This is a genomic window from Bacillus sp. AFS015802, assembly GCF_002561455.1.
GTDB lineage: Bacteria > Bacillota > Bacilli > Bacillales > Bacillaceae_B > Rossellomorea.
The window spans coordinates 22,405-46,660 of record NZ_NTUP01000011.1 but is presented as its reverse complement, the minus strand read 5'-3'; the positions used below and the strand labels follow the sequence as shown (position 1 = coordinate 46,660).

Below are 24,256 nucleotides of genomic sequence, written 5' to 3'. Positions count from 1 at the left end.
ATGATGATGCACGAAGGGAGGCCCTTCGAGAACTATTGTTTGCTATATACTATTCCACTATTATCCGTTTAAAAACCAAGTGATGACAGTTTGGGTATAAGGAATCGTAAAAGAAGAGGGAGGATTTAGAAGATTTATCGAGAATTAGAAATAGGATAGGGACAATTTACACAAACATATAGGGGGACATTATGGACCATACAACTCATACATATTCGAATGTTTGGAATTTAGATGTTTTTTTCAAAGGTGGAAGTGAATCACCGGAATTCAGGAAGCACCTTGATGCATTGGAAAAGAAGAAGGATGAATTCGCGGAGAATGCTCTTGCGTTCCATCCTCCTCAATCGGCAAATGATGCTGATCTTGTGTGGCAGCTCATTGAAGAAGCGAAGGAAGTGATGCTGTATTTGCGGCAGGCGGGTGCATTTGTCAGCTGTCTGGAAGCTCAGAACATGCATGACCGGAAGGCCGATTCTCTCCGCGGCGAAGTGACAAGCCTGAGCGCTGACTTTTCTTCTACATTCACGAAGTTTCAGCAGCAGCTTTCCGATTGCACAGAAGGAGTATGGGAAGATTTGCTGAAGCACGAAAAACTGAATGAGATTTCGTTTGTGCTGAATGAGTGGAGACAAAAAGCGAAGGATAAGCTTTCAAGTACGGAAGAATCCTTGATTCAGGCGCTGGCCGTCGATGGCTATCACGGCTGGGGACAGATGTACGACACGATCATCGGGGCGATGGACATCACTCACGACGGTAAAACACTGTCGGTGGGACAGGCCAACAATCTGCTGTCAAGTCCGGATCCGAAAACACGCAAAGAGGTTTTTGACAAATTAGAGGGGGCGTGGGAACAGAATGAGGAGCTCTTTGCCCGAACCCTTAATCACCTTGGCGGCTTCCGCTTGAATGTGTATAAAAAGCGGGGCTGGGATGAGTTGATGAAGGAGCCCCTTGAATACAACCGAATGAAGCAGGAAACCCTCGATGCCATGTGGGGGGCCATCAGCAAAAACAAAAAGCCTTTCGTCCAGTACCTGGACCGGAAAGCGAAATTGATCGGCAAGGACAAACTGGACTGGTATGACCTGGACGCTCCGGTGGCAGAATCGACGAGTACGATGTCATACGATGAAGGAGCGAAATTCATTCTGAAACAGTTCTCCCGCTTTGGCAGTGAGATGGCCGGATTTGCAAAGAAAGCATTTGAAGATGAGTGGATCGAAGCAGAGGACCGTTCTGGAAAACGTCCCGGCGGCTTCTGTACATCATTCCCATTAAGCGATCAATCACGGATCTTCATGACGTACTCAGGCTCGATGTCGAATGTTTCGACACTTGCCCATGAATTGGGGCATGCGTTCCATTCCCATGCGTTAAAGCCAATGCATACATTGAACCGAAACTACGCCATGAATGTCGCGGAAACGGCCTCCACTTTTGCGGAGATGATCGTGGCAGATGCAGCCGTGAAGGAAGCGGAAACGAAGGAGGAAAAGATTGCACTCGTCGAAGATAAACTTCAGCGGAGCGTCGCATTCTTCATGAACATCCATGCACGCTTCTTATTCGAAACCAGTTTCTATGAAGCGCGCAAAAAAGGGATCGTATCTGTCGATACGTTGAACGACCTGATGGGGGAAGCCCAGAAGGAAGCATTCGCTGATTCCCTTGGTGAGGTCCACCCGCGATTCTGGGCCTCGAAGCTCCATTTCTATATCACGGGAGTGCCTTTCTATAACTTCCCGTATACATTCGGCTACCTGTTCTCACTGAGCATTTACGCGAAGGCACTGGAGTCCGGCGAAAGCTATGAAGAGAAATATATGGCCCTGCTCCGTGACACAGCCGTCATGAACGTAGAAGACCTTGCCATGAAGCACCTGGGAGAAGACATCACCAAAGAAGCCTTCTGGGAAAAAGGCATCCGCCTCTGCATCGCCGACGTGGAAGAATTCCTCGAACTGACAAACAAATAAGCATAGGATTGAGGTCCGTCCCTGGATATGAGGGACGGACCTTTTGTTTGGGTGGGGGATATCGAGTTCGCAACATCCCCCGCAACGCCCCATCCCCGTATACACCCGGTCCTACCACCCCTAAGCCTCAAGTCTGATTCGAAAATAAAGCTCCGGCTCGTTATGGGAAATCCGGAAAATAGGTAGGATAGAGACATGAAGAAGAAAGGAGGCAACAACATATGAAGAAATTCGGATTGCTTTTAGCTGGAGGGATTGCAGCGATTGTACTGCTTGCCAATTTAGGACCGATTGTAGGGCTGGCGATTTCGTTAGTGATCATGTACTACAGCTTCAAAGGCTTTATCAAAACAGATTCGACGGGTAAAAAGATCTTATGGGCGTTGATCGGCCTTGCAGCATTCAGTGCAACCGTATCAAACTTCCCGGCCATCATCGGATTGGTTGCTCTGTATGTACTGTATGTCATTTATAAGAATTGGAAAAAAGAAGAAGTCATGATAGAAGAAAAATCATCTGACCCTTTCACGAACTTTGAAAGAGAATGGTCACAATTAAAAAACTAAAGGAGAGATGTAACAATGGCAAATTTATTTCAACGATTGAAGAATACCGTCATGTCAGACCTTCACGAAGCAATTGATAAAAAGGAAAAGAAAAATCCGATTGCCGTCCTGAATCATTACTTAAGGCAATGTGAGCAGGAAGTGGAAAAGGTAAGAAAGCTTGTCGAAAGGCAGTATCTACTAAAAGAAGAGTTTCAGAAAGAGTATCAACAGGCTTCCGTTTTAGCCGACAAACGCAAGTATCAGGCAGAGGTAGCGTCCAAAGCAAGCGAAGAAGGCCTGTATGAATTTGCCCTTCAGGAACAAAAATACTATGAAGAACGTGCCGTGCGCATCCAGGAATCCAAGCTGCAAGCGACAAAAGAGCTAGAAGAGCTTGAACGGAAATATGAAGAAATGAAGCACAAGCTAAAGGATATGTACATCAAGAGGATGGAGCTGATGGGCAGGGAAAACATTGCCCGCGCCCATAATAAGATGAATTCAGTCCTTGAGTCATCTTCAGGTTACAATAATGAGGCGTTCTCTAAGTTTGATGAAATTGAAACATACTTAGATCAACTGGAGCACGGTGTGAATTCTTCCTATTACCGGAATACGATTGACGCGAAGATCGCCAAATTGGAAAAAGAAATGAAAAATGAGGAAACAGAAGCCATTCCGTCCTGAAACATGGTATTCTAAATGGAGAAAAACACGATAACGTAAAAAAAGGGGGAGCCCATGAAGGGTTCACCCCGTTTTATCATAGGATTTGAGCCGGTTGCGGGACGTTACATACATAACCGGAAAGGAGGGACCCCCATGTTCAATCGCTTACGCTCTGACGGAATCAGTTGGATCATCTTAATCGGGACATTACTTATACTGCTGGAAGTCTCCTTTTATGATGGGGGGGTTCTCGTCTTTCTATCCATTGCGGCATTCTGCATCTATATTGGACGTAAAAAGCTGCCGAGGACGTCGGGGAAGATCCTGCTGTGGTTCGGGATCATCAGTTTAGCGATCAATATTTTCAATACGGTCGCGTTTAAATTTTTGTTATTCGGTATCCTTCTATTTATCATTGTACGTTTCGCCGATTCGAAGAAACATCCGAAGTACATCACGCCGTCCATCAAGGAAACATTTACGCAGAGTCATGAACCACTCATCATGAAAAGATCGGCTCTTCAGAATGAATGGTTCGGTCCGAAGCGGACATCGGATGATGTATACGAATGGAATGATATCAACATCCAGGGCGTCATCGGGGATTCGGTCATCGACATCGGGAATACGGTTCTACCAAAGGGTACTTCCGTTGTATCGATCCGGAATATACTGGGGAATATCGAGATACTCATCCCATATGACGTGGAAGTGAGTGTGCATCACTCGGTCCTGGCGGGATCCATTGAGATTTTTGATGAAGTGGAGCCGAAAGCGATCAATCAGTCCCTCTATTATCAAACACCGGGATATGATGAGGCGGTCCAGAGGGTGAAGATCATCACCTCCATGTGGATTGGGGATCTTGAGGTGAAGAGAATATGAGTACGGTCAGTAAGCAGGTCGTTGCAGGTATCCTCTTTTCTCTTGTCATGGTGTTATTTTTATCCTTTTCCTTCTTCTATTTATATCCGTTACAGGATTGGTCTCTTTTATGGGAAGTAGAAATCATGGATATCCCAGGAGCAGGGTTTATTCTCGTGTTCAGTATTGTGATCGGGATTGTTTTCGGTATCCGGAGCGGCTTGAAGGATAAGCGGCAGCTGCGGGAAATGGAAGATGCCCTCCATCATGTGGAGCAAGGGCGCACGATCACCATCCCTGAAACGGCAACCTCCGAGGTGCAGCAGGTGTGGAAAAAGGTCGAAGCCCTTGGGAAGCATCTAACCGATCAAGCCCGGTACTCCCAGAAGCTTGCCAATGAAAAAGCCGAGGAGCAGGAAAAGAGGATACAGGAAATCGTATCTCAGGAGCGGAATCGCTTGGCGAGGGAATTGCATGACTCGGTCAGTCAGCAGCTGTTCGCTGCGTCGATGCTCATGTCGGCGATTACGGAGACACCCTCCCCCCACAGGACCCCCCATGAAGAGAAGCAGCTGGGAATGGTGGAGCAGATGATCCATCAATCGCAGCTAGAGATGAGGGCGCTCCTCCTCCACCTTCGCCCCGTGGCGTTAAAAGGAAAGAATCTTCAAGAAGGAATGAAGGAGCTCTTGGTCGAATTAGCTCAGAAAGTCCCTCTTGATATCGAATGGAAAATCGAGGACATGAGCCTTGATAAAGGAATCGAAGATCATTTGTTCCGGATTTTGCAGGAGTCGGTTTCGAACACGCTTCGCCATGCCAAAGCGACTTCCCTCGACATCCGCCTCATTAAGAGGGAATCGATCATCATATTGAGGGTGGTGGATGATGGCCTGGGGTTTGATGTAAATGAATCGAAGGTGACGAGCTCGTATGGCCTTCAGAATATGAGGGAGCGGGCCATTGAAATCGGTGGGACGTTTAAAGTCATCAGTGTGCCAAATAAGGGGACGCGCTTGGAAGTGAAGGTTCCCGTTGTAGAGAATGAAGGTGATAAGAATGATTAAAGTAGTATTTGTCGATGATCATGAAATGGTGAGGATCGGGGTGTCTTCTTATCTGTCTGCCCAGGCGGATATCGATGTCGTAGGTGAAGCATCGGACGGTAAGGAAGGCGTCCAACTGGCCCTTGAACTGCGGCCGGATATCATCCTGATGGACCTTGTCATGAAAGAAATGGATGGCATCCAGGCGACGAAGGAAATCATCCAGGAATGGCCGGACGCGAAGATCATCATCGTCACAAGTTTCCTCGATGATGATAAGGTGTATCCTGCCCTTGAAGCGGGAGCCGTCAGCTATATGCTGAAAACCTCGAAAGCAAGTGAAATCGCAGAAGCGGTTCGCAAAACCCATAACGGCCAGTCGATCCTCGAACCCGAAGTGACGGGGAAGATGATGACACGGATGAGGCAGAAGACCGTTTCTCATCCCCATGAGGAATTGACGAACCGGGAGCTTGAAATCCTCCTTCTTATGACGCAGGGAAAAACGAATCAGGAAATCGCCGATGAATTATTCATTGCCCTGAAAACAGTGAAAACCCATGTGAGCAACATCCTCTCCAAGCTCGGCGTACAGGACCGGACCCAGGCCGTCATCTATGCCTTTAAACATGATCTGGCTAAATAAAGATAAAAAAGTGACCCAAAAAGAAAACTTTTTGGGTCACTTTTTCGTATATAAAGAAGGAAGCAGGAAGCAATAAAAAAGTAAATGGAACCATATGAATTGAAGTAAGATGCTGTGAGTAAATAAGTGCAGAAAAATGACAAATATTTCATTAACAGAAGGAGGAATAATGTTAAAATAAGCGATATATTGTAAAAATTTGAAAAATAAGCAGTGGAGGATCAGAATATGAACGCACAATTCAGTAAACCTAAACGATTTGGTGAAATACTGGATCATACATTTCGACTAAGTAAGAATCATTTCAAAGATTTTTTCCTGATTGTCCTTGTGTTATTGGGACCTGTCTATTTGTTGCAGGCTCTCATTGATCTTGCGTCGGGAGTCAGTTTTTTTAGAACGACAGGGTCAGGGGAAACCTGGTTTGAAGGAATTGTCAACAGCTTTTCAGGAGAGTTTTCACCTGAGGAAGGGCCGGCTGTGAATGTGGGAGCGGAACTCGGCGCGGCACTGATTGGTCTTATCACAATGATTCTGTCACCGATCGCCCAGGCGGCGATATTATTCACACTGAATCATATGAGGAAAAATGAAGACTACTCGGTCAAGCTGGTCATCAAAGAAGCATTCTCCCGTTTTTGGCCGATCATCGGAAGCAGTATCCTATTTGGATTGATCGTATTTGGTTTCATATTTGTCCCTGTTTTCACGATCGGGATCGCAGGGGTATTCAGTGCTGCCATGTTTGATACAGGGGTTGGGATAATCATTACGATCATCGTCTTATTCCTCCTCATTGCGGCTGTAGTCGCTTATTTGTTGACACGATGGAGCTTCTATCTGGGGGCGGCGGCTATTGAGCATGACGCACCAGGACTTGGAAGAAGCTGGAGACTGACGAAAAAGCGCACATTCACCATCATTGGATTATATATTGTGTTCGGCCTGATCATTGGGATCGTCAGTACCGCATTTGAATTGACGTTCGGCCTGGTATTGGGGAACAGTGTTTTATACGGGATGATCCTCAATGTGGTGACATTATTTACGACGATGTTGTTCGCTGTTGGTTTTGGAGTGATGTTCTTTGACCTGAAGACAAGACACGACGCGGATGATTTAAATGAAATGATTGATGACTATCATAGGGTTTAACCAAGGAAGTATCCAGTCTGGCCCGGGGTTCCGGGCTTTTGATCTGAAAGCCAGGTGAAGAAAGTGTTGAATGAAAACAGAGCGAGGGATCAACTCGAAGAAATCCTGGAAGGGGAAGAATACAAAGCCTACCTTCAGGATCATCAGGATCTGCTGTCAAGGATGTGGGAAAAGGCAAAGGAATGGATCCGGGATCTGCTCGGAAACATTGACCCTTCTCTTGAACCGACAGGCGGGGCGGCATCGGGGATCCTGATCACACTCATTGTCATCGTTGTGGGCATCCTTCTCATCATAGCATTCAATGCGGTGCGAAACGGGGTGAGAAGGCGCAGGTTCCGTTCGAACAAGCCCCTTCAATCCATGAACGAGATGGAGTGGTCCTATACAAAGCATCTTGAGGAAGCCCGTAAGCAGGAGGACCTGGGTGATTATACGAGAGCTACCCGTCACATGTTCCTGGCATTGCTTCTGTACTTTCATGAAAGGGAGTATCTGGAGGCACGCGTGTGGAAGACGAACTGGGAGTATTACGACGAACTGCGTAAAGTGAATCAAGGATGGGCGGATCGATTCTACCGGCTTGCCCTGCTATTCGACAAGGTTGCGTATGGTGAACGTGAAGTGGATAAAGAGGAGTATCTTCACTATAAACAGGAAGCCCGCAGCTGGTTGGAAAATGGAGATTCATAGATGGATAGTGTAAGGGAAAGGAGGTAGGATCGGGCATTGAAGTTAACTATAAAAAGGTGGATCCCCCTGGTGGGTCTTCTTGGTGTATTCATCGTGATCGGGGTCTTTCTTTCTCCGGAAAAGCTGAAGGAGTATCCGGCCTATGTATCAGAATCCCCCTCGCCAACTGGTGTAAAGGCCCTTTACACCTATTTGGAAAACGAAGGGGGTGCCATTTCCAGATGGTCCCTTTCACCTGACCGGTTGTCTAAAAAAGAAACCGGCCAGCTTTTGATCATGGCGGAGCCCTTTACAGTCCCGGATCAGGAAGAAATGGAAGAATACGAGGATTTCATGAGGCGGGGAAATACCATCCTCCTTCTGAAGGATAATCCAAAAGGGATGTTCGATATCAAGACGGAAATGATAGACAGCCCCATTCTTCCCCTTGTACGTGACGGAAAAGGAAATACATATGAAACGGAAACTTTATCAGGCGTCCGCCTTGAGGAAGAGGCGGGAGATAAGGTCCTCCTGGATGATGTGGACGGAACAATCGCCTACAAAACGGACGTAGGTCAGGGGTCACTCATTGTTTCCACCACACCTGCCTGGATGACGAACGGAAGGATCCTGGAGAAGGATCATCTTTCTCTGATTCTTCTTTTGTTAAAAGAAGGTGGTGCAGAAGAGGGGACCATCCTGTTTGATGAATTCCTCCACGGCGGAGAAAGCGGGGCACCCCTTGCGACACTATATCCGCAATGGCTATTGCTCCTGCTTCTTCAATCAGCCATCTTCACTTTACTCGGGCTATGGATGCAGGGGAAACGGTTCGGGGGAATCCTCACCCCCCGGGAGGAAACGGTCCGGTTCAGCGATGAGCGAATCAAGGCCCTTTCAGCGTGGTACTTGAAAGGGAAACAGTACAAGGCTTCCCTTCTGATCCAGTCTGATTATGTAAGACTCCTGTTCCAGGAACGGTGGGGGATCCCGACGAGTAAAGAGTGGGGGGACTTGAAAGAACCGCTGGAACGGAGACTGCAAACCGTTTCCGAAAAGGACATCGCCTCCTTTTTAATGGGGATGAAAGGTGTGCTGAATAAAGAAAGAATCAGTAAACAGGAATATATCATGTGGTCGAAAAGAATAGAATTATTCAGGAAAGAGGTGGAGGATCGTTGAAACCAGAAATCACATCCTTAATGGAGATATTTGAAGAGCGCATCGTAGGACAGGGGACGAATCTTAAACTCTTGCTGTCTTCGATTCTCGCAGGAGGACATGTATTGATCGAAGGGGTCCCGGGCACCGGGAAGACCCAAATGGTCAAAACATTGTCCCGTTTGCTTGGAGGAAGCTTTAACCGGATTCAATTCACCCCGGACCTGCTGCCGAGTGACATAACGGGAAGTACGATTTATAACATGAAGGACAACCGTTTCCAAACGATCAAGGGACCGATTTTCACCAACGTCCTCTTAGCCGATGAAATCAACCGTACACCGGCGAAGACCCAGGCGGCACTCCTTGAAGCCATGGAAGAAAAACAGGTGACGATCCAAGGATCGACGTACCCCCTTGAAGAGGTATTCTTTGTGGTGGCAACCCAGAATCCGATTGAATTCGAAGGTACCTACCCGCTTCCTGAAGCTCAGCAGGACCGATTCCTGTTCAAGCTCGATATTGATTTCCCTTCATTTGAAGAAGAGAAATCGGTTTTAAAACAGGTGATCGAGAATCATGTTGACCGGAGTGAAGTGGGGGCGGTCCTCGACATTGAAACCTTCTTATCCATCAGGAAGGAAATCGAGGATGTCACCCTGAGCGACGCGGTATTGGATTATATCATGCAAATTGTCAGGAAAACCCGGGAAACGGAGACGATCCGCTTCGGCGCAAGTACACGGGCGGCCATTTCCATCGGGAAGGCAGGCAGGTCATGGGCCTATCTGTCAGGGCGGGACTATGTCACCCCTGATGATATCAAGATGGTGGCAAGACCTGCCCTCAGACATCGCATCCAGCTATCCCCGCATGTAGAATTGGAGGGACTGACCATTGACCAAGTCATCCAGGAGCTTATTGGGTCGATTACTGTTCCAAGATAAGGGGATCCTGCCAACTGGGCGGCTGCTGATCGTGTACGCATGCTTTTCTGTTATCCTTTTTGCAGGCACGCTGGTTGGGCTGTCGTGGATATGGATCTTTATACTGAATGCTTTGTTTCTCGTTTTGAGTCTCATCGATTTAACGTTCTCTCCTTCAAAGAAGAATATTGAAGTAAAGAGGAGCATCCCTGATCAAATGGAAAGGGGACTTGATTATACGGTGGAATTAACGATCCATAACACATCGGATCGGGATATGTCGTATCGTCTCTTGGACGGGACACCGCAAAGCTTTCAAGCCACATTCCCACTTGAAGGGAAGCTATCCGGACATTCAACTGCTAAGCCCTTTTACGATGTGGTGACCCCTGTACGGGGGGACTATGAGTTAACCAGGCTCTATTTTCGCTACCGGAGCTCACTGGGACTATGGGAGAAACAAAAAACCGTGGAAACGATGGATATGGTGAAAGTCATCCCCGATCTCACTGAAACAAGAAAGGTACTCGAAGATGCCCAGCGGTTTTTACTGTATGAAGGGGTGAAAATCCGGAAGATGCAGAGTGGGGCAGGGGAGTTCTCGAAAATCAGGAATTACGTCGTCGGGGATGATCCAAGAAAGATCAACTGGCGTCAAACGGCAAAGCTCAGAGAAGTGATGACGAATGAATATGAACCTGAGCATGGAAAGTATATTACGATTCTCATTGATTGCGGCCGGATGATGGGGGCGGAGCTTGAGAAAGGGAACCGGCTGGAGAGGTCCCTTGAAGCCGCCATGACCGTCACGGCGGCTGCCCTTCAGAACGGGGACTATGTTTCGGTCCTCGCTTTCAGTAAGAATGTGAAGGTCTACATCCCGCCTGCCAAAGGGATGGCGCATCTCCAGACCATCCTCCACCGCATTTATCATCTCGAGGTGGACGCGGCGGAATCCAATTACGCTGCCGTCCTCCATTACGTCCAGACGGTCCAGAAGAAACGGAGTCTGCTGTTATTATTCAGCGATATCCACACATTCCTCCATGAAGATAATGCTCTCTATTATTTGCAGCGCCTGCGCAGGCAGCATCTCTTTTTAATGATCGGGATAGAAGATGACATGTTGGTAAGAAGGATCAAGTCGGAGCCGGTTGACGAGATACAGGCGATGATGAAGAGTATGGCCCAAAAGCAGATGCTCGTCAAAAAGAGGGAGAAGTCCAAGTGGGAAAAGCAGGGCCTCCTGATGGTGGAGGCCCGGGAAGAGAAACTGGCAACGACCGCCGTTTCGTACTATATAGATTTGATGAACCGCGGATTAGTGTAGCCTGCTGAGTCGGAGCTTACCGATGGCCACATAGAGAAACAGCCCGGCAACCGTCAACAGAGCGACCATGTACTTGGCAGGGAGGGAGATCGCAGCCGGCGTGATGAAGCCTTCGATGAACCCGGCGATGACAAATAGCGGGATCGTACCGAGAAGGAGCTGGACGGATCGTTTCGCCTGCTCCTTCAATTGATATCCCCGCGTGAAGCGTCCCGGTACAAAAAGCTTATAGCCCATCAACAATCCCGCACCGCCGGCAATGAAAATGGCTGTAAGCTCGATCATGCCGTGGGGGACGATATATGCCCAGAATTCGTAGCTCATTCCCTGATGCCAGAAGACGGCGGTAAGGGCACCGACTATGATGCCGTTGTAAACAAGCATATACATCGTCAATAAGCCGAACGTGACACCGCCTGCAAAAGCAAGGAAGGCCACTTTGATATTATTGGTCATGATGGCAGCGGACATGATGGAAGAATTCACTTCCCCATCACTTTTTCCCAGATTACCGGGATCCACTCCCTGAGACATTTCAGGGGGGAGGATGGAATAAAGGTGCAGGGGATCATTCACAACGGAAAGAAAGGCACCCATTGCACCGATCGTAAACAAGACCATTGCCAGGACAACGAATTTCCATTGATCGAGAAGGAGACCGATAAACGTGGTGGAGAAAAAATGCCGGATTTGCTTTCCGCTCGTGATCTGATCTTTATAAAAGAGATTATGAGATTTCGACACGAGTCCATTTAAATAATCCGTCACTTCTTCTTCGGGGAAATAGGTCTGGCTGTACGATAAATTCTGGGCAGCCTTTTGATAGAGGCGATTGAACTGATCGATGGACGTTCCCGTCATATTCTTTCTTTTTCGCAACGTTCCGAGGTGATCCTCAAGAGCCTTCCAATCATCCCGGTGCTGTTTGACAAATTGCTTCACTTTCATTGTGACACCTACTCGTTCATTGGATTTCTTATCTCTTATTATAGTAAGTTTAGAAATAAATAGAAACTATTAAAGGTAAATTCAACCAAAAGGAGGGGATGGATATGCATGAAGAACAGGTCGATATCCGGACGCCCGAATATGTATCCCTGAAATTTCAGCCTGCGGGACTTGGAAGCCGTGCTGCGGCCCTTATGATCGATCAAATCATCTTGACCATCGTGAATATTTTGATTGTGGTGCTCCTGTTTTTCGCCCTGGCAGACGATAACCTGAAACTAAATATGTTCGATTTCAACTCCGTTCTCCTGGGGTTCTTCTTGATCACCATCTTCGTCATTAACTGGGGATATTTCTTCGCACTGGAGTACTTCTGGGGAGGAAAAACAGTGGGAAAACGGATGTTGGGCATCCGCGTGATACAGGAGAATGGACACAGTGTCACACTACTATCCTGCTTCATCCGTAATCTGATGAGAATCATCGACATGCTCCCGGTCTCCTATTTTCTCGGAATGATCATGATCTTCCTTCACTCCAAGCACAAACGGCTGGGTGACATCGTGGCAGGAACCATCGTCGTGCATGAACGACGGGTCAAAGGGAAGAGAAAAGAGAAAGCCATCGAAAAAGAAATCCGGCAGCGAGGGCTCAGGCAGGAAGACCTGTCAGTCGAAGAATGGACTCTGAAGCAGCTTGGTACGAAAGAATGGAACCTGGTCAGGACGTACGCCAACCGTTTCCTGCAGCTACCCCTTTCAGAGCGAAATCAATTAAGCCAAAAATTGGCCGATATCCTGTTTCCGAAACTGGGAATGGATATGGAAGGCAAGACCTATGAAGAACTGGAAAACACGCTTCTCCTTCTCTATTTGGCATTGAGGGAGGAATGGGAAATCGAATGGTAAAACGGCAGAGTCTGAAGAAGGCTTTGCCGTTTTTTTTATTGGGTCTTTGTACCTGAATAAGATTCTTTCCTAATAACTAAAGGCTTCTTTCCATATAGACCAAATCTATTAGTAAATAAAGTAAAACTAGTAGGAATATAGTGATATCGATTTACACTGAATCTACAAAATTTACAAAATGGTTAGAAAAATCATGCCCATTCTCCCCTTCCATTACAAAATGCGACAAAATATACTTGTACTGTAATCATTTTAATATATTTGCATTCTGAAAGGGGAAAGGGCATGAGGACAAAAAAGGTATCACTATCGATCATCAGTATCCTGTTTTTACTGACGGGAGGACTGATTCAGCCACAGGGAATGAATAAGAGCGTGGAAGCGGCCACTCAGACAGCCGTCATCAATGAAGTGGCATGGATGGGGACGACGGGTTCCTACAATAATGAATGGATGGAACTCCATAACCCATCTTCAACGGATCTTGTTCTAGATGGTTGGACGCTTGAAGCAGAGGACGGTTCACCGAGCATTGCCTTAAGCGGGACGGTTGCGGCACAGGATTATTTCTTACTGGAGAGAACGGGCGATGGCACGATTTCATCCGTTACAGCCGATCAGATTTATACAGGAAGCCTTGGGAATTCCAATGAAGTCCTCTATTTGAAGGATGCTTCCGGTGCCATCATCGATGAAGTGGATGGATGGTATGCAGGTGACAACACCACGAAAGCCACGATGGCCCGAATGGATCCATCTGTCAGTGGCACGGTTTCGACGAACTGGAGTACAGCAACTTCTTCATATGAAGGCGGATTCGGGACACCGAAAGCCGCTAATTCTACGACGCCTGCCGGTAATGGCAGCGAATCCCTCACCAATGTGAGTGAGGAGCTTGGTGCCATCAATGTCTATTTCAATAAAAGTGCGTCCACTCAATACGCGATGCCTGGTAACGAAGCCAATTACAATGTCAACCTGGAGGATCGCTTATTGAACCGCTTGAATGCAGCGACAACGTCAATCGATTTCGCCACGTATGAAATCAATCTGCCACGGGTGGTGGATGCGTTAATGGAAAAAGCAGCTCAAGGGGTGGACGTGCGCATTCTCGCTGATGCGAAGGATGGGAGTGATCCTCACTATGCAGAACGATATGAGACGATGCGCTTATACTTGGAAAGGCTTGTTCGCGGACAGGATGGAGTAGTCGGTACAGGGGACGATGCCCATATTTTATCTGATTCCCCGATGTTTGTCGTAGAAGATGCAACGAAGCGTGCGGCTTATCAATTACCCGCGAACTTCGATGATTTCCCGTATCGTGATGTGACAGTCGGAAGTACGGCGACAACAGGATATATGTTTGTCGAAGGGGAATGGAAAGACACGGACAGTTATTATTCTCCAGGTAATCAAATGCATAATAAATTTGCCGTGATCGACGGCAAATGGGTCTTTACGGGAAGCTGGAACTTTACGGTGACAGGACTTTATGGCTCTGAAGAGAACATGAATCAAGGGATTCTCGACGGAAATCAACAGCATGTCGTAGAGGTCCATTCACCTGAGCTTGCCTCTATTTATAAAACGGAATTTGAAGAAATGTGGGGAAGCGGGACGACCACGCCGGATAATACGGTTTCCAATTTCAGTACCCGCAAAATCGATAATACGCCTCATACCCTGACCATCGGTGGCGATACGGTAGAAATCTATTTCTCCTCAGGTGATGATGCTGTCGGACGCATGACGGATCTCGTGAAAACGGAAGCGGACGAAAATGCGTACTTCACCATTTTCGCCTGGAGTGATCAGGCACTGGTGGATGAACTGAAGAACAAATGGGAAGGAAGCTATGGAGATAACCAGGGAACGCTGACAGGATTTGATGTAAAAGGCGTATTCGATCCAAGCTTCTGGAACCAATGGTGGTCCGCAAGCATTGAAATGACCGGAAGAACGGCCACCCAAACGAGTACGAATAACCCGAACACGCGCTGGGCGAATCCTGCACCTGTCTACGCAGCCAATGAAAGCCGCAAGCTTCATGCCAAAACGATGCTTATCGACGCGGACACAAACAGTGATCCAACGGTCATTGTGGGATCGACCAACTGGAGTGAAAACGGCAATAATGTGAATGATGAAAATATGCTCATCATCCATGACGATGCCATTACGAACCAATTCCTGCAGGAGTTCAATGCCAGATATGTAAATGCCGGCGGAGTTGTGCAATAAAAAGGGAAAGGGATGATCCTTCTTGCAGGGGATCATCCCTTTTTTTCCTGGGTTACTCCATCCCGGGAGCTTTCTGGATTTCAAAAATAAGGACAATTGCAGTGATCGCATGGGCAATCAATCGGATGATCGGGAAGAAGTTCAGGAAAGAAGCCAGGATTCCAAGGAGACTTCCGAGGATAGGTTGATCTTCCGACCTGGAAATGTACAATACGCTCGCATGCCACAGAGCTATTAAACAGAGGAGAAAAGGAATCGATTCTCCGGCGATATTGCCAAAGATGGGGACAGCCAGAAATAATTCAATCGAAAAGGACAACCATTTTATACGTGAAAGCACGGACACACACCTCCTTATTTCAGTGTATGAATGAGAGGGGGGGGGTGTGCCTGTTTAGGGGGAATTGTTTTTTGGGAGACAAAGAACCCGCCGTCTTTGATAAGACGGCGGGTTCTCATGATCATGCCAGCAGTTTCTCTACAACCTTATGCTCATTCTCATTCAACAAGTTTTTCCCGACTGTTTCATGAATCTCTTTATTCATGCTTGCTTCCAATACAGCGGCTTCTTCCTTATCCCCAACGAGGACGATCCGCTCCCATTTTTCATCCGCGGCCTTCTTGTCGAGGATGCTGCCGAGACTTTTCCACCAGCGCTGTTGATTGGCCTTCAAGCGGCTTTCGAATTCCTCCTGCTGATTGGCTTTACCGCCGCCGCTTCCCATGCTGACGTCTGCATGATGCGGTCCTTCATGCTTTCGCCAGTCATCGGTTTCCAAATCGAACTCCATGAACTCGCTTGACTGGATTTCACCGAAAGCGGAGGTGAGGATTTTGATTTGATTTTGCTGAAGGAGCACCAGTCCCGTGAAAGGATACTCCCTATGAAGGGATTTGAGTTGATCAAGATGAGGATTCTCTTCCCAATAGAAATTCGTTTCAACCGGGACCTGCAGCTCGAACGTCTCCCAGATTCCGCTGTCGGCTGAGGAGAAGATGATGAAACTTCGCGGCAGTTCACGTTCCAGGCTGTGCACATAGTTTTCTACCTTCGGACGTATCGTTTGAAGTCTTTCTTTTTCCTCCGGTGCGCTTTCAAGATATTCTTCGAGCCGGTTGAACCCATTCTTGAGGGCGATCTTCCATTCTCCACCCTGCTGATCAGGGTCGCTGCGGTCGGTATTCAAGTAGATCGTCAATAATTTATCCGGCTTCTGCAAGTACAGATTTTCCAGAACACTTAAGGTTTTGTTAAAAGACATGGAATTCCTCCTTATAGGATGCTTACTTTTCATATAAACGGATGAGAGTCAGTTTAAACATCATTTTGTGAAAAAAAGGGAATGAATTGGAAATGGAGTTATTCGATGTGCAGCTTACCGTTTTTCTCCAAGAAATCAGATAAATCATGTTTTATGTTCTCTACACCGGGTAAATATGTACTAAATAACATTCGACGGGAGAGAATATGATGAGCTATATTAACCAGGGAAGAGAGCGCATTCAATTTGATCGTAAGGGAAAGAAAAAGGATTTACATATACTGGAGTGTACACGTTGTGCGAATGAATTCCGTTCGACGATGAACGTAAACCAGATAGAATGCTCCAACTGCTCCACATCTACGGATCCTAAATTAGACCTATCCCTATTTAAAGTCATCGGCTTTATCGAAAATCTTCAAGGGAGTGAAGTTCGTTGCTAAACAAAGATAAAATGGCGGATATGAAGATGGATTTCAACGACATTCTATGGATGAGTTCAGGTGTTGCTATTATTCTATTATTAATTGCTTTAGCCAATTTCTTTATCATTTCTTAAATCGTGTTTTATGGTATCGGTTATGAAAAAGTCCTGTCACAGGGCTTTTTTTTGTGGAGGGAAATGTCAAATGAAAAAGCGTGGCCGCTATCATTGTGATAGCGGCCACGCTTTTCGTTTCGTTATCCTTTGTAGTTTTCATCATATTCAAGATAGACAACATGTGTTTCAAGGTATTCATTCAGTCCGTGTTTCCCGTCTGCTCCTCCGATTCCGGATTGACCCCGGCCGGCATGGAACCCATTGATCGCTTCAAAGTTTTCACGGTTGACGAAGGTCTCCCCGTATTGAAGTTCGTTTGCGGCCCTCATGATTTCATGGAGGTTCTCACTGAAGATCGATGACGAAAGACCATATTCCGTATCGTTGGCAAGCTCGATCACTTCATCAAAGTCCTTGTACGTCATGATCGGGAGGACCGGTCCGAAGATCTCCTCCTGGATGATATCCATATCCTGTTTCACATCAACCAGAATGGTAGGCTCATAATAGAAGCCTTTCTCTGCGTTTACCGGTTTCCCACCTGTAAGGATTTTTGCCCCGTTTTCGACGGCAGTGTTGACCATTTCCGTCACGGTCTCCAGACGATCTTTATTCACGAGAGGCCCTATATCGTTATCGCGGTTTGTCGGGTCACCGACGGAAGTGTTTTTCATGGCATCCGTCATTTTGCTGATGAATTCTTCTGCCACATCCTCATGGACATATACCCGCTCGGCATTGGTACATGCCTGACCGGAGTTCGTGATCCTGGATGTTTTGATTTTCTCGACAGCCAGATCAATATTGGCATGTTTGGTGACGATGGCCGGTGCCTTTCCGCCAAGTTCAAGGTTTATTTTCGTGATGGACTTTGATGCAGCCTCCATCACCTTGGAACCGGCCGGATAGCTTCCCGTCATGGACACCATGCGCACTTTAGGATGGCTGGACATAGGGTTACCGATATCGGAGCCTTTCCCGGTCACAAGATTGAAGACCCCTTTAGGAAGTCCCACTTCATCTACGATCTTGGCAAACTCACATGCGGTATTCGGCGTATACTGACTTGGTTTCAGGACAATGGTACAACCTGTCACGATCGCAGGGGCCACTTTTCTTGCCAGGATGAACATCGGGAAGTTCCACGGAACGATTCCCGAGACGACACCGATCGGTTTCTTATAGACGAGGATATTCTCGTTGGAACGTTCACTCTCAAGGATTTCACCTTCATAACGGAGCGCCCATCCCGCCATATAGCGGAAGTACTCGATGGCAAGATCGACTTCGCCTTCAGAAGCAGCGAGTGTCTTTCCGTTTTCCTCCGTCAGCATTTGTACAAATGAATCCCGTCGTTCCTCAAGCTTATCAGCGATTTTATATAAATACGAAGCCCGTTCCTTGGAAGGGACCTTACTCCATGATGCGAAAGCCGTATGGGCCACATCTACTGCGTGATTGACATCGTCTTCCGATCCAAGCTGAATGGTTGAAATCTTCTCCTCATTCGCCGGATTAATGACCTCCCACGTCTCTTTGGACGTACTATCAACAAACTCACCATTAATATACATCTGGTACTTCTTCACGTTATTTCCTCCTCAATGAAATGTACTGTTCTATCACATATCACTACCTTTTCCCGTCCAATGGGGAGGAGTAAACATAAGGATGTGCATATGAAAGAGGGACGGACACCCTTCACACCTGCCTGAACGCTGATATAACAGGGTTTCAGGTGTGAAAATGGAGGTCCGTCCCTCATAATGGTTATTTGCTTGGGTCGGCGATTTTGACGAGTTGTTTGCCGATGTTTTTTCCTTGGAAGAGGCCGAGGAAGGCATCGGTTACGTTGTCGAGTCCTTCTGTGATGGATTCTTCGTATTGAAGTTTTCCTTGTGACAGCCATTGACCAAGTTCAGTAGCGCCTTCTTTGAAACGGTCATTATAGTCGTTGACGACAAAGCCTTTCATGAGCGCGCTTGTTTTGATCAGTTTCGTTTGCACGCGTGGTCCAAGGTCACGGTCTGTTTTATTATAAGAAGAAATGGCTCCGCATACTGGTACACGTGCATGTTTATTTAGTAAACTAAGGGCAGCGTCACCGATTTCCCCACCGACATTCTCAAAGTACACGTCGATGCCGTCCGGACATGCTTCTTTTAACGCTTTGTAGATACTGTCCGTCGTTTTGTAGTTGATTCCTTCGTCGAAACCGAGTGTATCAGTCAGGTAGCTCACTTTTTCATCAGAGCCTGCGATCCCGACGACACGTGCTCCTTTGATCTTGGCGATTTGCCCGACTACAGAACCCACCGCACCGGCAGCACCGGATACAACAACGGTTTCGCCTTCTTTCGGCTGACCGATGTCCATTAATCCGAAATAAGCAGTCAGACCTGTCATCCCGAGTATGCTCAGGTGTGTTGAGATGGGCGCAACATTCGGATCGATGGAGCGGACTTCTTTTTCATTCGCAACGGAATACTCCTGCCAGGGCAGCATGCCGACTACGAAATCCCCTTTTTGGAAGTGTTCGGATTCTGACTCCACGATTTCCCCAAGGGCTCCTCCGGCCAACGCTTCATTTAATTGGAAGGGTTCAACATACGACTTGGCATCGGACATTCTGCCACGCATGTAAGGATCAACGGAAAGGTAAAGGGTCTTCACTAATACTTCTCCTTTGGAAGGCTTCGGAACCTCGATTTCTTTGTAAAGGAAATCCTCTTTAACAGGCATTCCTTCAGGACGGGAGACTAATTGAATCTGTTGTTGTTTTTCAGGTAACATAAACATTCCTCCTCTTAATTTGGCTATACTATTTTTTCCGGTTACTTGAAACTTATCACATAAAGTTTGGATTCTACAAAGAATAACACTTGAGAAAGGAGTACTGCATATGACACATCTATGGGATGCGGAGATAGCTGTCAGCACCCGGCAGGCTGAAACATTGATACAAGCTCAGTTTCCGGAATTGATCCCTGCTGACATCAGGATCATTGACTACGGTTTTGATAATACGGTGATGAAAGTGAATGAAAATTGGATTTTCCGTTTTCCAAGGCGTGAGATCGCCGTAAGGCTTTTGGAAACGGAAGGGAAGCTCTTGCCCCTCCTTGAAGATAGAGGGCTGGATCTTCAGATTCCGGTACCCGTCCATTACGGCAAGCCCTCGTCCCTTTATAAATGGCCCTTTCTTGGTTACCGATTTGTGGAGGGAACCTTACCATCCCGGGCAGATGCGGTTTTGAGAGAAGGGGGGACGGCTATAAGGCTGGCGCGGTTTCTTAAAAAACTGCATGGAACAGATCCCTCAGAAGCTGAGAAACGAGGAGTCCCTTATGATGAAATGGATCGGTTGAATGTTGAAAAACGGAAGGCTGTGGTGGAAAAAAACACGCACGAAATCAAGAAGCTTGGCCTATTTCCACAAGTGGCAGATTTGGAGAGGTATCTTGATCACTTGCCCGGGAAGCCTTTGCCACAGGAAACGATATTGGTCCATGGCGACCTTCATTTTAAAAATATCGTGGTAGATGAAGAAGGGGTGTTATCAGGAATCATCGATTGGGGAGATGCTCACCTTGGTCATCGGGCGATTGATCTGAATCTCGTGTATTGTTTTCTCACTCCAAAAGGTCGAGAGGTGTTTTTTAGGGAATATGGAGAGGTAGAAGAGGTCGAGTTGGAATACGCGCGATTTAAAGCCATCTATACGAACGTGGTTTTACTTCTTTACGGCTATCATGAAAAGCAGCCCCATACATTGATGGAAGCCCGGAAGAGCCTGGAGCTTGCCCTGACATAAAAAAGCCGAGTTGATCATTTTATCAACTCGGCTTCCTGTTTTTTATTTCACGTTCTTTTGAATGTATTTCACGATCTTACGCAGTTCATTGGCATGTGGACGTCCGAATGGACTCGTTTGTCTTTGTTGATACATGGCTTGTCCTTTTTCATTCACAAGGAAGTAAGCCGGTTCACCATGCTGGCCATGATCTTCATACGGAGCATCTTCACCATGATAGAAAACATCATAAGCTTTGATCGCCTCTAATTTTTCGTCGGCTAAGACCGGGAAAGTCAGATCTTCTTTGTTTGCAAACTCCTGTAAGTCCTCCATCTTATCACTGGAGATCGTCAGTAAATGAACATTCTGTTTTTCGAAGTATTCCTTGTTTGCTTGAAGTTCCCTTAATTCTTCCTGACATACAGGGCACCATGACCCTCGGAAGAAGACGATGAGATGCCAGCTTTGATGTTCTTTCCGGTGGTCTTCAAACGAGAATGTTTCACCGGAAACTGCCGGGAGTGTGAAATTTGGTACCGTATCATTTAATTGAAAAGTTGCCATTATTCATTCCTCCTATGTTTTTTCTTTTCCAGTCAGATAGGCGTTAGGACAAACCTGACCGGATTGACATTCATACAGTATAGTAATGACTTTTTCTCACATAAAGTGTAATTCCCTTTGTGTGAGAATTAAAACGTATAAGTGTGCAAATCATGACTGGAAAGGAAGAAAACGATGAGAAAAAACGTGTCGCCAAAACTATGTATTTTCCCTGAATATAAATGGTGCGGACCGGGGTGCAGCGGCCCGGGTGCACCGGTCAATTCAGTGGATGCAGCGTGTAAAGCCCATGACCTTTGCTACGACAGGTACGGACCGACCTGTGAGTGTGACCGCATGTTCATGAAGAAACTCGAGAGAGAAATCAATCCTCATACCCGAAAAGGACGCCACGCATTTCTCTTCTATCAATACATGCAATTGCAGGCGAAGGTTAAATGCCAGGAGGATCGATGTGAAAGGGGCAGGTGCAGAAGGTCTTGGATCTAAAGAAAAAGAAGGGCCGTTTTGAGGGACGGACCTTCTTTACTCTGTCTATTTAAGGTGGAGGGTGTAATGATACACCAACTCTTCCTTTCTATAACCGTTCCGTTCATACAATGCCTGTGCCCCCACATTGTCCCGATCCGTTTCTAGGATGAGTGCTTTCGAATGGGTTTGTTCAGCATGCATTCTGGCTGCATCCAACAGCATCTGACCCACTCCCCGGTTCCGGGCCGGAGAAGATACATAAAGGTCATTCAGCTTCCAGATCCGTTCCATGTAAACGGAGGAGAAAGAAGGATAAAGCTGGGTGAATCCCACATATTCGTCATGGTGGACGGCGACGAAAATGACGGATTCATCATGAGACAGGCGGTCTTCAAGATACTTTCTGGCGCCAGGCTTATCAGACGCCTGATGGTAAAACATACGGTAGCAATCAAACAAATCCACAAGCCCTTCCAAGTCTGAAAGGCGAGCACGAGATACCTTCATCCAATCCCTCCTTACTTACACTATTTTATGAGTGGGTGGAGGGAACATGACGGAAATTGAGGTGGGGAAGAATAAAAAGTCTGTTTTCTATAACGGAATGATTGATAATAAAAGTGATGTTCAAGGGGGAGCGCGGCCCCTCAATCCAATAAAAAACCAGCCCGCATCAAGCAGGCTGGCGACTCAGAATTAAAATGGTTTGATAGACATTAAGATAATAAGAATGATAGCGGCACTATGTATAATGATGTTGTATGGCTTTAATTCTGAGTTGATGTTTCCGTAGGCTTCCGGTACGTCTTCACCCTCGTGGCCATGGATGATCTCAGCCATTTGCTTTACTTTCTTCGGCATGATGCCGGCGACGATGAATTGAACTCCGATGTAGATGACGATGGACGCGATATACCATCCCGTCTTGAATAAATAAGGGTTCATAATACCCATGATGAGACCGGTAATAAGCAGCACGATACTGCCGACTTTTGCAAAGGTCTCGATCCTTTTGCTGAGCTCCAACGAGAACTTCGCCTGATGTGACGTTTCAGGTGTACGCATCACAACGGGCATCGCGAAGCTGGCGCCAAGTCCTGCGACTGCAGCAATAACGTGGACAAGAACCAATAGTCCATAGATTGACATGTTATTCACCTCCATATCAGGTAATTTAAACCATATTTCATTGTATAGTAATTTAGTCCCTATTTCCAGGATTTTTTTCATTTTTTAGAGGGACGGACCTCTCATTCAGTCCTATAAACATTGATATCATAGGGATTAAGCCTTGAATCATGTTGATTTTTGAGGTCCGTCCCTCCTATAGATACCAAAAAACCCCCAGAAGGCGTTGTGCCTTCTGGGGGTTTTGGATTATGCCGGTGGGGCTGCCTGCGTCACCGGCAGGGCCTTTGGCTTTTTTAGTAGCCTTCCACTACCAAGTCGAGCTTTCCGGTCTCTGGACTGATGACGAGTCCGTGGACGGGAATCTTTTTATCCATAAGCGGGTGTTTCTTGATCATCTCTACGCTGTGGGCGACGCTCTCTTGAACTGAGTTGAAGCCTTTCAGCCAGTCATGAAGGTCGATGCCGGAGAAGTTGACGGTGTCGAGTGTATCTTCCGTAATGCCTCTGTCCTTCATTTTGTTCAGGATTTGATCGCTGTTGATGGCGCTCATGCCGCAGTCGTGGTGACCGATCACAATAACTTCATCGGCCTGCAGTTCGTAGACTGCCACGAGCAGGCTGCGCATGATGCTTCCGAAAGGGTGGCTTACGATGGCGCCTGCATTTTTGACGACTTTTACATCGCCGTTTTTCATGTTCATGGACTTAGGTAATAGCTCTACTAAACGAGTATCCATACAAGTAAGAATCACTAGGCGCTTGTCCGGGAACTTGGTTGTCCGGTACTCCTCATACGAATGTTCTTCTACAAATTGTTTGTTGTAATCAAGTATGTTCGTTAATAAAGTCATATCGTCTCTCCTATAAAATAAAGTTATTTCACATTTTGTTGAATGTGATGTTCTATCTCTTTTATTTTATCCATAACTTCTTGCCGATTCCAATCAGATGTGTTGGCAAGTTTTAAATATAATGAAGAAACTTTCGCAAGTACTTCTGTGAGATTCGGTTCTTTTCTTGGATAAGTGGACTTACCCATGAGGTCGAACAAGCCGTTCATTTGCTCTGATACCTTTTTATACTGGTTGTCTTTTGCAATGATGGCTACATGAAAATACTGTTGGAGATCTGAAAACTGAAAGAAGATGTCGAAAAGCTCGAACGAATCATTTTTCTTCAAATTCAGTTCCATCTCACCTTGAGTACGTTTATGAATGATACGTGCGAACTTCGGTGAACTTTCTTCTTCAACGATGGACATGAAATTTTCACCGGGCATTAAAAAATCATAGCCTGAATTAGAGGCATCTATTAAATTAAACTGCCTATCCAGCAATAGATAGGGAATAGGGCATAAGTGTAAATTTTCCACATGATCGCTCCTTTGTG

27 protein-coding genes are annotated in these 24,256 nt (G+C 46.6%); 17 read left to right on the top strand and 10 right to left on the bottom strand.

The window, feature by feature from the left end; all coding sequences use genetic code 11:
• Positions 1 to 191 precede the first annotated feature (191 nt).
• From CN378_RS06910 to CN378_RS06860, 11 genes are all read left to right on the top strand, one after another.
• Positions 192 to 1,982, top strand: a complete 1,791-nt coding sequence (locus CN378_RS06910) for a M3 family oligoendopeptidase (RefSeq protein ID WP_098351166.1) — start codon at positions 192 to 194, stop codon at positions 1,980 to 1,982.
• 221 nt (positions 1,983 to 2,203) lie between these two features.
• Complete coding sequence (locus CN378_RS06905; protein ID WP_098351165.1) at positions 2,204 to 2,548, top strand: lmo0954 family membrane protein; 345 nt, start codon at positions 2,204 to 2,206, stop codon at positions 2,546 to 2,548.
• Positions 2,549 to 2,563: 15 nt separating this feature from the next.
• A complete protein-coding gene (locus CN378_RS06900) occupies positions 2,564 to 3,217 on the top strand; it encodes a PspA/IM30 family protein (protein WP_098351164.1) in 654 nt (217 codons plus the stop codon).
• Positions 3,218 to 3,271: 54 nt separating this feature from the next.
• Positions 3,272 to 4,084, top strand: a complete 813-nt coding sequence (gene liaF, locus CN378_RS06895; protein WP_257141046.1) for a cell wall-active antibiotics response protein LiaF — start codon at positions 3,272 to 3,274, stop codon at positions 4,082 to 4,084.
• Positions 4,081 to 5,130 carry a sensor histidine kinase gene (locus CN378_RS06890; RefSeq protein WP_098351163.1) on the top strand — a complete coding sequence of 350 codons (1,050 nt, stop codon included), beginning with the start codon at positions 4,081 to 4,083 and terminating at the stop codon, positions 5,128 to 5,130. Before liaF ends, CN378_RS06890 begins: the two co-directional genes overlap by 4 nt.
• Positions 5,123 to 5,755, top strand: coding sequence for a response regulator transcription factor (locus CN378_RS06885; protein ID WP_098351162.1), 633 nt, complete (start codon positions 5,123 to 5,125; stop codon positions 5,753 to 5,755). The genes CN378_RS06890 and CN378_RS06885 overlap by 8 nt, the downstream gene beginning before the upstream one ends.
• Before the next feature lie 228 nt (positions 5,756 to 5,983).
• Positions 5,984 to 6,910, top strand: coding sequence for a hypothetical protein (locus CN378_RS06880; protein WP_098351161.1), 927 nt, complete (start codon positions 5,984 to 5,986; stop codon positions 6,908 to 6,910).
• A 63-nt stretch (positions 6,911 to 6,973) separates the two neighbouring features.
• The gene (locus CN378_RS06875; RefSeq protein ID WP_098351160.1) at positions 6,974 to 7,603 is read left to right on the top strand and encodes a DUF4129 domain-containing protein; all 630 of its coding nucleotides are present in this window, start codon (positions 6,974 to 6,976) and stop codon (positions 7,601 to 7,603) included.
• A 36-nt stretch (positions 7,604 to 7,639) separates the two neighbouring features.
• Positions 7,640 to 8,767 carry a DUF4350 domain-containing protein gene (locus tag CN378_RS06870; RefSeq protein WP_098351159.1) on the top strand — a complete coding sequence of 376 codons (1,128 nt, stop codon included), beginning with the start codon at positions 7,640 to 7,642 and terminating at the stop codon, positions 8,765 to 8,767.
• The gene (locus tag CN378_RS06865; protein WP_098351158.1) at positions 8,764 to 9,693 is read left to right on the top strand and encodes an AAA family ATPase; all 930 of its coding nucleotides are present in this window, start codon (positions 8,764 to 8,766) and stop codon (positions 9,691 to 9,693) included. Before CN378_RS06870 ends, CN378_RS06865 begins: the two co-directional genes overlap by 4 nt.
• Positions 9,644 to 11,002 (top strand): DUF58 domain-containing protein, encoded by a 1,359-nt coding sequence (locus CN378_RS06860; RefSeq protein WP_257141045.1) that lies wholly within the window; start codon positions 9,644 to 9,646, stop codon positions 11,000 to 11,002. Before CN378_RS06865 ends, CN378_RS06860 begins: the two co-directional genes overlap by 50 nt.
• On the opposite strand, the gene CN378_RS06855 is transcribed toward CN378_RS06860, so the two are convergent.
• The gene (locus tag CN378_RS06855) at positions 10,994 to 11,950 is read right to left on the bottom strand and encodes a stage II sporulation protein M (RefSeq protein WP_098351157.1); all 957 of its coding nucleotides are present in this window, start codon (positions 11,948 to 11,950) and stop codon (positions 10,994 to 10,996) included. The two genes, CN378_RS06860 and CN378_RS06855, sit on opposite strands and share 9 nt — an antisense overlap.
• Before the next feature lie 104 nt (positions 11,951 to 12,054).
• On the opposite strand from CN378_RS06855, the gene CN378_RS06850 reads away from it, so the two are divergent.
• Together CN378_RS06850 and CN378_RS06845 are read left to right on the top strand one after the other, a co-directional pair.
• Positions 12,055 to 12,858 (top strand): RDD family protein, encoded by an 804-nt coding sequence (locus CN378_RS06850; RefSeq protein WP_098351156.1) that lies wholly within the window; start codon positions 12,055 to 12,057, stop codon positions 12,856 to 12,858.
• A 285-nt stretch (positions 12,859 to 13,143) separates the two neighbouring features.
• Positions 13,144 to 15,102 carry a phospholipase D-like domain-containing protein gene (locus CN378_RS06845; RefSeq protein WP_257141044.1) on the top strand — a complete coding sequence of 653 codons (1,959 nt, stop codon included), beginning with the start codon at positions 13,144 to 13,146 and terminating at the stop codon, positions 15,100 to 15,102.
• Between the two features lie 52 nt (positions 15,103 to 15,154).
• Here the strand turns inward: CN378_RS06845 and CN378_RS06840 are convergent, their stop codons facing one another.
• Complete coding sequence (locus CN378_RS06840; RefSeq protein WP_079530780.1) at positions 15,155 to 15,442, bottom strand: hypothetical protein; 288 nt, start codon at positions 15,440 to 15,442, stop codon at positions 15,155 to 15,157.
• Between the two features lie 121 nt (positions 15,443 to 15,563).
• Positions 15,564 to 16,364: a VLRF1 family aeRF1-type release factor gene (locus CN378_RS06835; protein ID WP_098351155.1), complete on the bottom strand. Its 801-nt coding sequence runs from the start codon at positions 16,362 to 16,364 to the stop codon at positions 15,564 to 15,566.
• A gap of 209 nt (positions 16,365 to 16,573) precedes the next feature.
• Between CN378_RS06835 and CN378_RS06830 the strand changes: the two genes are divergently transcribed.
• A complete protein-coding gene (locus tag CN378_RS06830) occupies positions 16,574 to 16,807 on the top strand; it encodes a hypothetical protein (RefSeq protein WP_098351154.1) in 234 nt (77 codons plus the stop codon).
• Between the two features lie 238 nt (positions 16,808 to 17,045).
• Here CN378_RS06830 and aldA read toward each other — a convergent pair whose 3' ends face one another.
• Together aldA and CN378_RS06820 are read right to left on the bottom strand one after the other, a co-directional pair.
• Positions 17,046 to 18,494, bottom strand: coding sequence for an aldehyde dehydrogenase (gene aldA / locus CN378_RS06825; RefSeq protein WP_098351153.1), 1,449 nt, complete (start codon positions 18,492 to 18,494; stop codon positions 17,046 to 17,048).
• 181 nt (positions 18,495 to 18,675) lie between these two features.
• On the bottom strand, positions 18,676 to 19,698 hold the full coding sequence (locus tag CN378_RS06820; RefSeq protein WP_098351152.1) for an NADP-dependent oxidoreductase: 1,023 nt from the start codon (positions 19,696 to 19,698) through the stop codon (positions 18,676 to 18,678).
• Between the two features lie 109 nt (positions 19,699 to 19,807).
• On the opposite strand from CN378_RS06820, the gene CN378_RS06815 reads away from it, so the two are divergent.
• Positions 19,808 to 20,719 (top strand): phosphotransferase, encoded by a 912-nt coding sequence (locus tag CN378_RS06815; protein WP_098351151.1) that lies wholly within the window; start codon positions 19,808 to 19,810, stop codon positions 20,717 to 20,719.
• 42 nt (positions 20,720 to 20,761) lie between these two features.
• Here CN378_RS06815 and CN378_RS06810 read toward each other — a convergent pair whose 3' ends face one another.
• Positions 20,762 to 21,265, bottom strand: coding sequence for a peroxiredoxin family protein (locus CN378_RS06810; protein WP_098351150.1), 504 nt, complete (start codon positions 21,263 to 21,265; stop codon positions 20,762 to 20,764).
• A gap of 174 nt (positions 21,266 to 21,439) precedes the next feature.
• On the opposite strand from CN378_RS06810, the gene CN378_RS06805 reads away from it, so the two are divergent.
• The gene (locus tag CN378_RS06805) at positions 21,440 to 21,754 is read left to right on the top strand and encodes a phospholipase (RefSeq protein ID WP_098351149.1); all 315 of its coding nucleotides are present in this window, start codon (positions 21,440 to 21,442) and stop codon (positions 21,752 to 21,754) included.
• A gap of 45 nt (positions 21,755 to 21,799) precedes the next feature.
• On the opposite strand, the gene CN378_RS06800 is transcribed toward CN378_RS06805, so the two are convergent.
• Complete coding sequence (locus CN378_RS06800; RefSeq protein WP_098351148.1) at positions 21,800 to 22,243, bottom strand: GNAT family N-acetyltransferase; 444 nt, start codon at positions 22,241 to 22,243, stop codon at positions 21,800 to 21,802.
• A gap of 46 nt (positions 22,244 to 22,289) precedes the next feature.
• Here CN378_RS06800 and CN378_RS22550 point away from each other — a divergent pair, with 46 nt between their 5' ends.
• Positions 22,290 to 22,436 carry a hypothetical protein gene (locus CN378_RS22550; protein ID WP_179884832.1) on the top strand — a complete coding sequence of 49 codons (147 nt, stop codon included), beginning with the start codon at positions 22,290 to 22,292 and terminating at the stop codon, positions 22,434 to 22,436.
• Here CN378_RS22550 and CN378_RS06795 read toward each other — a convergent pair.
• The 3 genes from CN378_RS06795 to CN378_RS06785 form a co-directional block, all read right to left on the bottom strand.
• The gene (locus tag CN378_RS06795) at positions 22,433 to 22,885 is read right to left on the bottom strand and encodes a DUF2269 family protein (protein ID WP_098351147.1); all 453 of its coding nucleotides are present in this window, start codon (positions 22,883 to 22,885) and stop codon (positions 22,433 to 22,435) included. The two genes, CN378_RS22550 and CN378_RS06795, sit on opposite strands and share 4 nt — an antisense overlap.
• Before the next feature lie 275 nt (positions 22,886 to 23,160).
• Positions 23,161 to 23,718 (bottom strand): beta-class carbonic anhydrase, encoded by a 558-nt coding sequence (locus CN378_RS06790; RefSeq protein ID WP_098351146.1) that lies wholly within the window; start codon positions 23,716 to 23,718, stop codon positions 23,161 to 23,163.
• Positions 23,719 to 23,741: 23 nt separating this feature from the next.
• On the bottom strand, positions 23,742 to 24,239 hold the full coding sequence (locus tag CN378_RS06785; RefSeq protein ID WP_142323584.1) for a hypothetical protein: 498 nt from the start codon (positions 24,237 to 24,239) through the stop codon (positions 23,742 to 23,744).
• Between the last annotated feature and the right edge of the window lie 17 nt (positions 24,240 to 24,256).